Origin of the sequence: Herbaspirillum sp., assembly GCF_035644555.1 — a bacterium.
Classification (GTDB): Bacteria; Pseudomonadota; Gammaproteobacteria; order Burkholderiales; family Burkholderiaceae_D; genus Herbaspirillum.
Genome location: NZ_DASQOH010000004.1, coordinates 87,588 through 101,940, shown reverse-complemented (window position 1 = coordinate 101,940; position 14,353 = coordinate 87,588). Strand labels below are relative to the sequence as shown.

Annotated in this window: 11 protein-coding genes; 2 read left to right on the top strand and 9 right to left on the bottom strand. The window is 61.4% G+C overall.

Features of this window, described 5'->3' with window-relative positions; all coding sequences use genetic code 11:
* A partial coding sequence (locus VE092_RS01175) for a GntR family transcriptional regulator (RefSeq protein WP_324872994.1) occupies positions 1-527 on the top strand: 527 nt, incomplete at its 5' end.
* Positions 528-657: 130 nt separating this feature from the next.
* Here VE092_RS01175 and VE092_RS01170 read toward each other — a convergent pair.
* The 9 genes from VE092_RS01170 to VE092_RS01130 form a co-directional block, all read right to left on the bottom strand.
* Positions 658-1,215, bottom strand: coding sequence for a winged helix DNA-binding protein (locus VE092_RS01170; RefSeq protein WP_039874196.1), 558 nt, complete (start codon positions 1,213-1,215; stop codon positions 658-660).
* Between the two features lie 154 nt (positions 1,216-1,369).
* Positions 1,370-3,034 (bottom strand): methyl-accepting chemotaxis protein, encoded by a 1,665-nt coding sequence (locus VE092_RS01165; protein ID WP_324872992.1) that lies wholly within the window; start codon positions 3,032-3,034, stop codon positions 1,370-1,372.
* A gap of 204 nt (positions 3,035-3,238) precedes the next feature.
* Positions 3,239-4,315 (bottom strand): porin, encoded by a 1,077-nt coding sequence (locus VE092_RS01160; RefSeq protein ID WP_324872990.1) that lies wholly within the window; start codon positions 4,313-4,315, stop codon positions 3,239-3,241.
* A gap of 174 nt (positions 4,316-4,489) precedes the next feature.
* A complete protein-coding gene (locus VE092_RS01155; protein ID WP_324872988.1) occupies positions 4,490-5,080 on the bottom strand; it encodes a nuclear transport factor 2 family protein in 591 nt (196 codons plus the stop codon).
* Between the two features lie 151 nt (positions 5,081-5,231).
* Positions 5,232-5,939 (bottom strand): ABC transporter ATP-binding protein, encoded by a 708-nt coding sequence (locus tag VE092_RS01150; RefSeq protein ID WP_324872996.1) that lies wholly within the window; start codon positions 5,937-5,939, stop codon positions 5,232-5,234.
* The gene (locus tag VE092_RS01145) at positions 5,939-6,652 is read right to left on the bottom strand and encodes an ABC transporter ATP-binding protein (RefSeq protein ID WP_324872986.1); all 714 of its coding nucleotides are present in this window, start codon (positions 6,650-6,652) and stop codon (positions 5,939-5,941) included. The genes VE092_RS01150 and VE092_RS01145 overlap by 1 nt, the downstream gene beginning before the upstream one ends.
* Positions 6,649-7,683, bottom strand: coding sequence for a branched-chain amino acid ABC transporter permease (locus tag VE092_RS01140; RefSeq protein ID WP_324872985.1), 1,035 nt, complete (start codon positions 7,681-7,683; stop codon positions 6,649-6,651). Before VE092_RS01140 ends, VE092_RS01145 begins: the two co-directional genes overlap by 4 nt.
* 33 nt (positions 7,684-7,716) lie before the next feature.
* Entirely contained in the window at positions 7,717-8,583 is an 867-nt protein-coding gene (locus tag VE092_RS01135) for a branched-chain amino acid ABC transporter permease (protein ID WP_006461845.1), read from the bottom strand.
* A 133-nt stretch (positions 8,584-8,716) separates the two neighbouring features.
* Positions 8,717-10,003 (bottom strand): ABC transporter substrate-binding protein, encoded by a 1,287-nt coding sequence (locus VE092_RS01130; protein WP_324872982.1) that lies wholly within the window; start codon positions 10,001-10,003, stop codon positions 8,717-8,719.
* A 690-nt stretch (positions 10,004-10,693) separates the two neighbouring features.
* Between VE092_RS01130 and VE092_RS01125 the strand changes: the two genes are divergently transcribed.
* The gene (locus VE092_RS01125; protein ID WP_324872980.1) at positions 10,694-14,320 is read left to right on the top strand and encodes a hydantoinase B/oxoprolinase family protein; all 3,627 of its coding nucleotides are present in this window, start codon (positions 10,694-10,696) and stop codon (positions 14,318-14,320) included.
* Positions 14,321-14,353 lie beyond the last annotated feature (33 nt).

The following is a 14,353-nucleotide window of genomic DNA, read 5'->3' as shown; positions in this document are numbered from 1 at the left end:
GACGTCTTGTCGAGGAGGGCCTGGCCACTGCCGACGCCGGCCAGGGTATCCACGTGGCGGCCTGGAGCGAGTGGGATATCGAAGAGACCTTCCAGCTGCGCATGTTGCTGGAGCCCTACGCAGCCAGCCTGGCTGCCGAGCGCGGCGACGAGGAAATGCTGAAGATCCTGAAGGACAGCAATGAAAGGATGGCCTCCGCCATCCGTGATGGCGGACCCAATTCAGTCGAAAAGATCCAGGCCGCCAACAGCACCTTCCACCGCACCATCCTCGATTACTCCGCTTCGCCGCGCTTGCGTGCGATGCTGGAGACCATCATCGACATGCCCATCATCGTCCGTTCCTTCCACCTCTATGAACGTGCGCAACTGGAGCAGAGTCTGCATCATCACCAGGACCTGGTCCTGGCAATGGAAGCCAAAGATGGCGAACTGGCGCGCCAGGTCATGCGCCTGCACCTGCGAATGTCCTACCACCGCTTCATGAAGCGACGCAGCGAGTATCAGGGGCTAGGCGCGCCCGCATGATTGCCGCGGACAGATCCGCGGCATGACACCCGGAGGGGTGTCCGCATGGATTGAGGAGGGAGTCTGGGCGATACAGGTAGGGGGCGACGAGAAGGCGCCGGCCCGCAGACGGCCGGCCGCCCTGTCGTTCTTACATCGACGTCGCCGACCGCGCCGCCTGCTCATACAAACCCGACAGCACGCGCAGGAACCGGGCCAGCTCTTCCAGTTCGTAGCTCTCGGTGTTGTCGCCGGTGAGGCTGGAGACCAGCAGCTGTTCCCTGATCTCGTAGTACCGTTTGCAGAGATCCTGCCCGGCCTCGTTGGTCGAATACAGCACTTCCTTGCCGCGCCGCTCGGTGCTCACCAGGCCCAGGGCGTGCAGTTTCTTGAGCGAGTAGTTGACCACGTGCGTGTCCTCGATATTGAGGATGAAGGCGATGTCGGCCAGTTTCTTTTCGCGGGCGCGGTGATTGATATGGTGGAGCACCAGGACGTCGGTGGCCGTCATGTCCTTCATCCCGGCCGCAGAGATGCAGCGGATCATCCACCGGTTGAAGGCATTGCTGGCGATGATCATGCCGAATTCGAATTCGCTCAACTCCTTGCTCCTTCCTGAAGCCAGATGCAGTGACGATACGATCGGCACCTTGCCTGGGGTGTTGGGCTGGGCGAAATTGGCTTTCGGGGTTTTCTTTTCGGTTGGCATAAAGGTCTTTGAAAAGCAGACAAGATCACTGACCGCCACAGGAAATATCGTCGAGAGATTTTTCCCGCCGCCGGCGGTCAGTCGAGAAACCCCGATTTTAAACCCCAATTTCCTCGGCAAGGTGAGCCAGATTGGGCTCTGTTGAATCTGCAGTCTACTTTTCCACCAGCAACTTCCTGCCCTCCGGCGTCCATGCCAATGGCACCCCGGCATGCCCGCCCGACAATTCCCAGTCCGCCGCGCCAGACTCGTGCGTAGCCTGGTCCGCCTGCCCCCCCCGCGTCTTGAAGATCGATACCGCCCGTACCAGCGCCAGCGAGCGGTCATGCATCTGCTGCGCAGCTGCGGCCGCCTGTTCCACCAGGGCCGAGTTCTGCTGAGTCATGTCGTCGATCTGCTCGACCGCCTGGTTGATCTGGCGGATGCCCTCGCTCTGCTCGTCGCTGGCGGCCGATATCTCGATCATGATGTCGGCCACATGCTTCACACTGGTGACGATGTCTTGCATGGTCTGGCCGGCCTGATCCACCAGCACACCACCGGCATCGACCTTCTTCACCGAGCTCTGGATCAGCCCGGCGATCTCCTTGGCAGCAGCGGCGCTACGCTGGGCCAGGGCGCGTACCTCGGCGGCGACCACGGCAAACCCGCGTCCCTGCTCACCGGCACGTGCTGCCTCCACGGCAGCGTTCAACGCCAGGATATTGGTCTGGAACGCGATGCCGTCGATCACGCCGATGATGTCCACGATCTGGCGCGAGCTATCCTTGATTTCCCTCATTGTGCTGACCACCTGGGTCACCACATCGCCACCTTGCGTAGCGACCTGGGAGGCGTTGAGCACCAGGTGGTTGGCCTCGCGGGCGTTCTCGGCGTTCTGGTTGACCGCGTTGGTCAGCTCCAGCATGGAACTGGCGGTTTCTTCCAGCGTGCTGGCCTGCAGTTCGGTGCGCGCCGACAGATTGGCATTGCCTTCGGCGATTTCGCGGGCCGCCACGGAAATCGCATCCGAGCCCTCGCGCACCTGAGTCACTGCGCCCACCAGTCCATCGCGCATGTGCTGCAAGGCGGCCAGCAGCTTGGCCGTTTCGTCCGAACCGGTGGCCTCCACCTGGACTGCCAGATCACCAGCGGCCACGCGTTCGGCGATATTGATGGCGGCATTGAGCGGGCGCGTGATGCTGCGCATGACGGAATAGCCCACCAGCGCGGCCAGCAGCGTGGCGATGCTGGCCATGGCGATCATCAGCATGCTGGCCGAGGTGGCCACCTGTTCGGCGTCGCGCCCACCCTCTTCCATGCGGCTGCCCTGGTAGCCGATCAGGTTGTCGAGGGCCTTGAAGTAGGCGCTCTGGTAGGGGGCGATCTCGGGCAGGATCAGGTCGCGCGCCTGCTCGACCTGGCCATCCTTCACGGCAGCCAGGAAATTGTTCAGTACCGGCGTGTACTGGGCGCGTGCCGCATTGACCGCCTTGAGCATGCGCAGCCCGTCTTCGGAAGTGGTATTGGCGGCAAATTGCTTGAGCGTGCTGTCGATGGTCTTGCCGGCCCGATCGATGGCGTCGAGTTCGCCCTTGATCTCGTCCACCGTGCTCATGAAGAGCAGGTTGCGCATGCTGCGCGCGGTTTCATCCAGCGCACTCTTGACCGAGTTGGCCATCACGGTGCGGGGATAGTAATCCTTGGCGATATTGGCGATGCTGCCATTGATCTGGTTCAGGCGCAGTACGCCGATCGCCGTCAGTGCCAGCATCAGGAAAATCACAATGCCGAAACCTGCGCTCAGGCGTTGTCCGATGTTCAGATTCTTCAACTTCATGTGGATGCTCCTTGCAAGTCGAAATGCGGTAACGACGATGGTGTCAGCCTGCATCTCCTCCGCACCTGGCCGACGACTCCCCTCAAGACATGGAGCCGTCGGCAATCAGGCCCGGCGTCACGCACAGTAAGAAACTGCCTGCCTTAGAAACCTAGGCACTACTTACCTTTTCCCCCTCAAGACTGCATGCGCCGGAAAAAGCCGTTAAAACGTATGGCGGATGCCAAAGTTCCAGGCGCTGTTGCCGGAGCCGGCCTCGATGGAGCTACCCACGGTGTACGGTGCGCCATTCTTGTTGGTGATGTGTGCATACATCGCATACAGGTCGGTACGCTTGGACATGGAGTAGCGATATCCCAGCGCAAACTGGTTGGCGTCCTGGTTGCGGGCAGTCTTGTCGTTCTTGTGGATATACGAAGCCAGCACGGTATGTTGCACACCGAACGGTACGGTCACGCCGATGAGCATGTCGGCGCTGTCGGTGGAAGCGAACACGGGTGCGGTACCGTAGGGATTGACGGTACTGCGCAGCGGCGAGCTGTTGACGCCCTTGTTGATGCCATAGGCGCCGTGCAGCTTGAGTACGCCGAAGTCGTACACCGCGCCCAGCAAGGTGCTGCGTCCGCTGCTGGTTTCGGTGGTGGTGGTGTCGTTGTTACGGCCGTGGAAACCCAGACGCACATTCAACGGACCGTTGGCATACTGCACGGCAGCGCCGATCTGGCTGGCGGCCTTGGTGGAGCCGGCCGTTTCGCCGAAGCCATAGGCCAGTTCACCGGTGAATCCGGCCACCTTGGGCGAGATGTACTTGACGGTGTTGTCCATGCGGCTGGAACCATTGCCGGTGTTGGGCATCAGGTTGGCGGCGTCGCCCGCATACCCGGTACCGAAGGGATCGACCATGGCCAGCGTCATGTACTGAGGCGTGTACTGACGCCCGACCAGCACCGAACCCATGCCGCCATTGAGGCCGACATAGCTCTGGCGACCGAACAGCAGACCGCCCTGGCCCAGTGCACCGGTGTCGTTCTGGAAGCCCGACTCCAGCAGGAACACCGCCGACATACCGCCGCCGAGATCTTCCGACCCCTTGAAGCCGATGCGCGAACCGCCGCTGATGCCGCTGGTCAGCTTGTTCACCTTGCCTGCAGCGCCACCGGTTTCGATAACGTAACCGGTATCGATCAGACCATAGATGGTCACCGACGATTGCGCCGATGCGGGCAGAGCGTAGATACCTGCCGCCGCCATGATCGACGCAGCCAAAATCCTTTGTTTCATTGTGATTCCCCGTAAATGATTTCCAAAAAATCGCGTATCGGCATGATCGTGCGCGCCCTTCCATGCCGATACGCGCCAGCCCGCCGCACCCCGGAAACAATTGGCCTTTTGTTTCCAGCGCTTGGACGGGAACTGCAAAACCACTGCTGTCACGACCCTCTTCGGGGTCCTCATTCACGCCGGAGCGAACACGCCCTGCTCCGGCCTTTCAAATTTTTCCGACAGGAATTCCGTCACGAAGCCGAACGCCGGATTGCAGCGGGCCAGCGGTGCCAGCGCCTCGTCCAGCGCTGCCGGCCGCAACCACGGATAGGGCAGGAAGGACTGCAGCGTCGTCACCAGACCGCCCGCCCGGTCGGGCAGGCTATCCATGCGGTCGATGCGGATATGCATTTCCGAGATGCGCCAGCCTTCACCCTCGGGGACGAATGACCAGCGATAGCTGCCGCGTCCGATGCGCAGCTTGGCCTGGACCTTGTCGCGCATGATGACCAGCCACGGCAGGTGATCGATCTGCGCACCCGCGTCCTCCGGCACGTCGGCCAGGTAATAGGTCCGGCATTGAGAGAACTGGCGACCGAAATCGGTCACCAGCGTCTGCGCGATCCCTTCGCTGCCCACCACCAGCGGCGGAAACGCAATGGCGTCATCGCACACGGCAATAGTCAACATGGCGTTGGGCGCGAAGATGTCGTGGATCAGCCCGGGACTGCCTTTGTCTTTTGCATGGACGTACGCTTCCAGCAGGGATTTATGCGTCAACATAAAAGTCCTTGGTTCATGACGGCCGCAGCCGTCGCTCGCGATGCGGAGGGCAGCGGCGTCCCGGAAACGGGACGCCGGATCGGTCCCGGTGGGCTACTCGTTCAGGCGCTCTGTCACGGCTTTCCTCTCGGGCAGGGGGCGGGTCTGCATGTCACAGGCCGCCCAGATAGGCCTTCTTGATGTCTTCGTTGTGCAGCAGTTCGTCGCCGCTGCCCTCCATCACGATGCGCCCGGTCTGGATGACGTAACCGTAGTGAGCGATGTCCAGGGCCTTGTGCAGGTTCTGCTCCACCAGCAGGATGGACACGCCCTTGGCGTTGATCTGCTGGATGGTGTCCAACACCTTGGTCACGAACTTGGGTGCGATGCCCCAGGACGGTTCGTCCAGCAGCAGCAGCCTGGGCTTGGCCATCAGGCCGCGACCGATGGCCAGCATCTGCTGTTCGCCGCCGCTCATGGTGCCGGCCAGCTGATGGCGCCGTTCCTTGAGGATGGGGAAGGTGGCATACATCTCGTCCAGGGAAGCCGCCACTTCATCACTGTCGGTACGGGTGTACGCGCCCAGCTCCAGATTGCGTTCCACCGTCAGGCGCGGGAACAGGCGCCGGCCTTCCGGCACCAGCGACAGGCCCAGCTTGACGCGGTCGAAGGAAGGGATCTTGCCGATGTCCTGGCGCTCGAAGCTGATCTGGCCGGCATCCGGCTTGTTCAGGCCGGCGATGGCGCGCAAGGTGGTGGACTTGCCATTGCCGTTGCCGCCGACCAGGGCCACGATGCTGCCGGCCTTGACCTCCAGATCGACCTTGGACAGGGCCAGCACGCCGTCGTAGCTGGCACGCAGATTGGTTACTTGCAACATCATTCATCTCCCAGGTAGGCGGCGATCACTTGCGGGTCGTTGGAGACCTCTTGCGGAGTACCGTCCGCGATCTTCTTGCCGTAGTCCAGCACCACGATCTGGTTGGCGATGGGCATGATGCCTTCCAGCACGTGCTCGACGATCAGGCAGGAAATGCCCTGGTCGCGGATCTTCAGCACCACCTCCACGGTTTCCTTCACCTCGGTGGGATTCAGACCGGCCATCACCTCGTCCATCAGCAGCAGCTTGGGCTTGACCGCCAGGGCGCGGGCCACTGCCAGGCGACGTTGTTCGCTGATGGTCATGCTGCCGGCCGGCTTGTCGGCGAAGCGTCCGAGGTTGACGAACTCCAGCAGCTGGCGCGCCGTGTCCCGCACCCTGGACACACTATGCTCGTTGAGGAAGGCGCCCACCATGACGTTTTCCAGCGCGGTCATGCTGGTGAAGGTGCGCGCCACCTGGAAGGTACGGCCGATACCGATGCGTGCGCACTGCTCGGGATTCATGCCGGAGATCTTGATGTCTTCCAGCCAGATGTCCCCGGTGGTCGGCGGCGAATAGCCGGCGATGCAGTTGAACATGGTGGTCTTGCCGGCGCCGTTGGGGCCGATCAGGCCGACGATCTCACCGAGCTGGACATTGAAGGAGATATCCTGGTTGGCGGTCAGGCCGCCGAATTTCTTGTAGACGTTCTCGACGCGAAGCAGGCTCATTTGCTGCCCTCCTGATGTTGCTTGTTGGCTTTGCGGCGGGCGAAATAGGTCCGCACGTAACCGACGATGCCGTTCGGGTAATAGACTGCGATGGCGATGATCAGCGCGGCGTAGATGATCAGGTCGGTACCGCGACCGGTGCCGCCGAAGAGGGTGCGCGTGCCTTCCTCGATGGCCGTCAGCAGGCCGGCGCCGACGATGGGGCCGAACAGGGTGCCGATGCCGCCGAGGATGGAGACCAGCGCCATCTTGATCGAGATGCCGGTACCGAGCACCGAGGCGGGATCGATATAGAGTTCCTTCTGGGCATACAGGCTGCCGCCCAGGGCGGTGAAGAAGCTGCTCACGGCAAAGGCGATCTGCTTGTACTTGGACAGGCTCACCCCGAGGCTGCGCGCGGCATCTGGCTCGTCCTTGATGGCCCGGAAGTAGTAGCCGAGATAGCTGCGCTCGATCCAGAAGTTGGCCAGCAGGGTCACCAGCAAGAGGCCCAGGGCGATGTAGTAGTAGGGCTCCTTGCCGCTGAAGATCATCTTTGACCAGCCTTCATCGCCCATGGGAATGGTCAGGCCCACGGCCGCGCCGGCGAAGTCCCAGTTGGTGAAGATGATCTGGATGATCTCGGCCACGGCGATGGTGGCCATCGCGAAGTAGTGGCCCTTGAGGCGGAAGCAGGACCAGCCGATCACCAGACTCATGGCGGCGGCGATCAGTCCGCCGGCCAGCATGGCGATCCAGGGACTGATGCCCCAGATCGAGAACATGATGGCCGAGGTATAGGCGCCGATGCCGTAGAAGGCGACGTGGCCCAGCGAGACCTGGCCGGCATAGCCACCGACGATATTCCAGGACACGCCGATCTGCGCCGCCATCAGGATCAGGATCGCCAGGTTGAGGTGGGTGGGAGAGGTGACGAACGTGGGCAGTGCCACGGCGATCACCAGCAGCAATGCCAGCACCACGCGCATCTTGTTGGCGAGCGCGCCGGATGGCGGCGCGGTGATGATCAGGCCGGAGGTATTCTTGGACATGGATTTTCCTTCTTGACTGTATCGTTGGCGTACTCAGGCTTTGCCCATCAGGCCCTGCGGACGGAACATCAGCATCCCCAGGAACAAGGCCAGCACGATCAGCATCTTGTATTGCGGTCCCAGGAGGAAGCCGCCCATCACTTCGATCAGGCCCACCAGCACGCCGGCAATCAGGGCACCGACCACGCTGCCGAAGCCACCCAGGTTGACCACCACGAAGGCGATCAGGATGAAGTTGGCACCCACTTCCGGGAAGATCGGGAAGAAGGTCGACAGCAGCACGCCGGCCACGCCCGCGCAGGCCGCGCCGATACCCCAGGCCAAGGCAAACATCTTCTGCGAATCGATACCCATCAGCTGGGCCGCTTCCTTGTCGGCGGCAGTCGCTTCCAGGGCCGCGCCCAGACGGGTACGGGTGAGGAAGGTATAGATCACGCCGGTGACGATGATGGCGCCCAGGCCTGCGGTCAGCTGGGGCGTGCCGATCTGGATGCCGGCGATGGATACCTGGCCGCTGACCATCGAGTTTTCGATAGTGCGGAAGTCGGCCTTCCAGAAGAACTGGGCGATACCACGGAACAGGATCATCAGACCGAAGGTCGTAAAGATCTGCGACACCATCGGTGCATTGGTGATCTTGCGGATGACCAGCTTGTAGAGCAGCGCACCCAGCGCAAAGAGGAACAATGCCGTCAGCGGCAGGGTGAAGATAGGGTCGAGCGCGAACAGGGCGAACAACCAGAAACTCGAATACATCCCGAACATCAGGAATTCGCCATGCGAGAAGTTGACGATATCCATAACGCCAAAGATCAGGGTCAGGCCGATGGCAACGAGCGCGTAGATCAGTCCGATCAGCAAACCGGACGCAAGGGTCTGCGCCAAAATATCCCAAGACATAATTTTTCCCTCCAACGAACTATTCACGCACCGTCTTATCAGCCGCCTGCGATGAAGATTTTTCCGCGGGGAGGCTGGCGCAGCCAATGTCGCCGGCCCACCTCCCCGTGGCACCATGAGTGCTATCGCATGCTTACTTGCGTTGATCCCACTTCGGCATCGGCCACACGACGTCGCGGGTAGCCATGTCGAACGGCCACACGGTGTAGTACTTACCGTTGATGATCTGCAGCAGGATGCCCGAGCTCAGGGTGTTCTGGCCGTGCTCGTCGAACTTGATGCCCTTCCACGGCATGATCAGCTTGTCGCCCGGGATGTTGGTCTCGGCCAGTGCCTTGCGGATGGCTTCGGCATCGGTCGAGCCGGCGCGGTTGATGGCATCGGCCAGGGTCATCAGGCCGGTGAAGGTGCGCGAGGAGTTGCCGGTGAAGTTGATCTTGTAGCGGTTGTAGAACAGATCGTTGACCTGCTTGATCAGGGGGTTCTTGGCAGCCAGGTCAAGCGACCAGACATCGCGGGTGATGATGTAGTCGGCATCCTTGCCCAGGGTCTTGATGAACTCGGTGTCGATGAAGCCGGCGTCATTGGCCAGGATCATGTCGGGGTTGAAGCCCAGTTCCTTGTAGGTCTTCATCGACAGGATGGCGTCACCCAGGTAGGACGACTGCAGCACCACCTGCGGTGCGGCCGCCTTGAGCTGCTGCACTTCCGAGGTCAGCTGGGTGCTCTTGGCCGGGTAGACCACGGTCTTGACGAGGTCGAAGCCACGCTCCTTGGACAGCTTGGTTTCCAGCTTGGTGGTCTCGTTGCCCCACAGGGTGTTCTCGTTGAAGGCGCCGAGCTTGTTGACCTTGATGCCCTTCTTGGCTTCCAGCTCCTTGAAGAACTCATAGAAGTTGGTCACGAACAGGTCATCGTGGGCGGTGGTGCGGAAGAACCACTTGAAGCCGCGCTGGGTCAGCGATGCCGAGGACGATTCCGGGTTCAGGTAAGGCACCTTGTAGCGTTCTGCCACCTGGCTGGTGGTGGCGGTGACGTTGCTGAAATAGCTGCCGACCAGGGCCACGACCTTCTCCTGGCTGATCAGGCGTTCGGCTTCGGTAGCACCGACCTGCGGGTTGCCCTGGGAATCGGCGAACACCAGCTTGATCTTGGCGCCCTTCAGGTTGGGCAGGCCGCCACCGGCCGAAAACGGCAGGTTGGGTGCGCCCTTGGCGCCGTTGTTGATGATGTCGGCAGCCAGTTCCAGCGCGTCCTTCATCTCGGCGCCGCTAGAGGCGGCAGCACCGCTCAGAGGATAGATGACACCGATCTTGATTTCTTGCTGCTGCGCGTGTGCCGCAAACGCGACCAGGGAAAACGAGACCGCTACCCCTGCCGTGCGGACCGCTTTGACGCTGTTGGAGATGAGACCTAGCATGATGAGACGCTCCTTGTTGTATTGAATGACACCCAAAATCCCCCACCGCATGAAGCCTTTAGCGGGAGCTACCCCAAATAACCGGCGCACATTGCAAGCTCTTGCCTGAAGAAGCTTGCACGGCGCCCTCCTCGCCGGCGGACCGGCAAGGCTTACTGCCATCTTCGGAACCTGCGCGACATGGCTGCCCTGGCGGAACAGCCCGGCCATCGCGGCTCGGTAATGCGCTTCTTACTGTTGACTATCGACGACGGATTCGGACTGCGGGAATGTCGCTGTGCTGGTTGACAGGACCCCCGTCAACAAAGCGTCACACCCCAAATGGCGACGTGCATTGATGCCACGTCCTTATTGCTTTGCTTCTTTTTCCATTTTTTGTCTCTGCTTGTTTTTTTTGTTGAATCCTATATTTTTCATCGATAATATGTCAATAAATTATTTTCAAATAAAAAACTAAATACCGACAAATTTACAGTCGTGTTATTAGCAAAGCTTGTGCCAGATTTTGCGTTCGAGTGGAGACAAGGTGGGAAACGCAGGCGCATCAAGACTTCCAGGCCTGTTTTTAATTTTCGGTCGGGTGTTGGTCGGCACGGGAAGCCGCATTTAGCCGCACGGTTTAAGTGCACTATCTCAATAATTCATCAATAAACTGCACTAATAAAGTTAATTCAGAAAGGTTAGACGTCCATGGAACAAGGTCAGAATTTGTTGGGGGAGCAGCGTTGGCAGTTTTGGATCGACCGTGGCGGCACCTTCACGGACATCGTCGCGCGCAAGCCGGACGGCACGCTGCTGACGCACAAGCTGCTGTCGGAAAATCCCGAGCAATACAAGGATGCGGCCGTGGCCGGCATCAAGCGTCTGCTGGGACTGAAACCTGGTGAGGCAATTTCGCCACAGGTGGTCGAAGCGGTGAAGATGGGAACCACCGTGGCCACCAATGCCCTGCTGGAACGCAAGGGTGATCCGACTGTGCTGCTGATCACACGCGGTTTCCGCGATGCCTTGCGCATCGCCTACCAGAACCGCCCGCGCCTGTTCGATCGCCACATCGTGCTGCCTGAACTGCTGTTTGAAAAAGTGGTGGAGGTCGACGAACGCCTGGGTGCCCATGGCGAAGTGATCACGCCCCTGGACACAACCTCAGTGCGCCAGCAACTGGCGGCGCTGCACCAGGAGGGTTATCGCGCCGTGGCCATCGTGCTGATGCACGGTTATCGCTTCACCGAACACGAAAAGAAGCTGGCCGACATCGCCACCGAACTGGGGTATACCCAGGTCTCGGTCTCCCACGAAGTGAGCCCCATGATGAAGCTGGTCTCACGCGGCGATACCACCGTGGTCGATGCCTATCTGTCCCCCATCCTGCGTCGCTACGTGGACCAGGTCGCCAGCGAGATGGATGGTGTTCGCCTGCTGTTCATGCAGAGCAATGGTGGCCTGACCGACGCCCACCGCTTCCAGGGCAAGGACTCCATCCTCTCCGGCCCGGCCGGCGGCATCGTCGGCATGGTGCGTACCGCCGAGACGGCCGGCTTCAACAAGATCATCGGCTTCGACATGGGCGGCACCTCCACCGACGTGTCGCACTACGCCGGTGAATTCGAGCGCGAGTTCGAGACCCAGGTTGCCGGCGTGCGCATGCGCGCCCCGATGATGAGCATCCACACCGTGGCTGCCGGCGGCGGCTCCATCCTGCATTTCGACGGCACCCGTTATCGCGTCGGCCCGGACAGCGCCGGTGCCAACCCCGGCCCGACCAGCTATCGCCGTGGCGGCCAGCTGGCGGTGACCGACTGCAACGTCATGCTGGGCAAGATCCAGCCGGCCTACTTCCCCAAGGTCTTCGGTCCCGCCGCCGACGAAGCCCTGGATCGCGACGCCGTCGTCGCCAAGTTCAGCGAACTGGCCGAACAGATCTATCAACAGACCGGCAATCGCCGCACACCGGAAGAAGTGGCCGAAGGCTTCATCGAGATCGCCGTCGGCAACATGGCCAACGCCATCAAGTTCATCTCGGTGCAGCGCGGACACGATGTCACCGACTACACCCTCACCACCTTCGGCGGCGCCGGTGGCCAGCACGCCTGCCTGGTGGCCGATGCGCTGGGCATGACACGCGTCTTCGCCCATCCATTCGCCGGTGTGCTGTCGGCCTACGGCATGGGGCTGGCCGACCAGACCGCCATGCGCGAACAGGCCATGGAACTGCCTCTGTCCGCACAGTCGCTGGCCCAACTCGACGCCGAACTCGGCAAGCTTGCACAAGAGGCGAGCAACGACCTCCTCAGCCAGGGCGTGGCGGAGCAGCAGATCAACGTCATCAAGCGCGCCCACCTGCGCTATGACGGCACCGATTCGGTGATCGTGGTCAACTTCGGCGACCTGGCCGGCATGGTCGAGCAGTTCGAGTCCGCCTACAAGAAGCGCTATTCCTTCCTGATGCCGGAAAAGACCATGATCGTCGAGGCCATCTCGGTGGAAGCCATCGGCATCTCCACCGACCGCGAAGAAAAGCCCGAACACCTGCCCCCGCGCCAGGGACCGTTGGCCGTCACCGAAACGGTGCGTCTGTTCTCCGGCGGCCAGTGGCACGACACCGCCCTGTACCGCCGCGAAGACATGCGGCCGGGCGACATCGTCCACGGCCCGGCCATCGTGGCCGAGAAGAACGCGACCAACATCGTCGAGCCCGGCTGGCTGGCCGAGGTTACGCCGCTGAACCATCTGATGATGCAACGCTACCAGGCGCGCCCGCAACGCAAGGCCATCGGCACCGATGCCGACCCGGTCATGCTGGAAGTGTTCAACAACCTCTTCATGAGCATTGCGGAACAGATGGGCCTGCGTCTGCAGAACACCGCCTTCTCGGTCAACATCAAGGAACGCCTGGACTTCTCCTGCGCCCTCTTCGATGCCCAGGGCAACCTCATCGCCAATGCGCCGCACATCCCGGTACACCTCGGTTCCATGGGCGAGAGCATCCGCACCATCATCCGCGAGAACGCCGGCAAGATGCGGCCGGGCGATGTATTCATGCTCAACGACCCCTACCATGGCGGCACCCACCTGCCTGACATCACCGTGATCACGCCTGCCTTCGACAAGGACGGGCGCGAGATCCTGTTCTATGTCGGCTCGCGCGGCCACCACTCCGACATCGGTGGCATCACCCCCGGCTCCATGCCCGCCAACAGCACCGTGGTGGAAGAAGAAGGCATCCTCATCAACAACTTCCAGCTGGTGCGCGGCGGCCGCTTCCTGGAACAGGAAACCGTGGCCCTGCTCGGCTCCGGCCCCTATCCGGCGCGCAACATCGCCCAGAACCTGGCCGACCTGCAAGCCCAGATCGCGGCCAACCAGAAGGGCGTGGAAGAACTGCTGAAGATGGTGGATCACTTCGGCCTGGACGTGGTGAAGGCCTACATGGATCACGTCCAGAACAATGCGGAAGAAGCGGTGCGACGTGTCATCACCCTGCTGAAGGACGGCAGCTACGACTATCCGCTGGACAATGGCGCCGTGATCAAGGTCGCCATCCGTGTGAACCACGAACAGCGTACCGCCGACATCGATTTCACCGGTACCTCGCCGCAGCTGAACAACAACTTCAACGCGCCCAGCGCCATCTGCATGGCGGCGGTGCTGTATGTCTTCCGCACGCTGGTGGATGACGAGATTCCGCTCAATGCCGGTTGCCTGAAGCCCCTGAACGTCATCATCCCGGAAGGCTCGATGCTCAATCCGCGCTATCCCGCAGCCGTGGTCTCGGGCAACGTGGAAACCTCCAGCTGCATCACCAATGCCCTGTACGGCGCACTTGGCGTGCTGGCGTCGGCACCGGGCACGATGAACAACTTCACCTTCGGCAACGGCCGTTACCAGTATTACGAAACCATTTCCGGCGGTTCAGGTGCCGGCAAGGGTTTCAACGGTACCGACGTGGTACAGACCCACATGACCAATTCACGCCTGACCGATCCGGAAATCCTGGAATGGCGTTATCCGGTCCGTCTGGAGAGCTACGAAATCCGCGAGGGTTCCGGCGGCGCAGGCGCCTGGCACGGCGGCAACGGCGGCATCCGCAAGATCCGCTTCCTGGAGCCGATGACGGCGTCGATTCTCTCCAACAACCGCATCGTTCCGCCCTTCGGCGCCGATGGCGGCGAGCCGGGCAAATGCGGGCGCAACTATGTGATCCGCAACGATGGTCGGCAAGAGGACGTCGGCTTTGTCGCCAGCACCGAGATGCAGGCCGGCGAAGTGTTTGTCATCGAGACGCCGGGTGGCGGCGGTTATGGAAAGCCCGTCTGAGACTGCCTCGGGCGAGGAGAAGTAGAGAGTAGT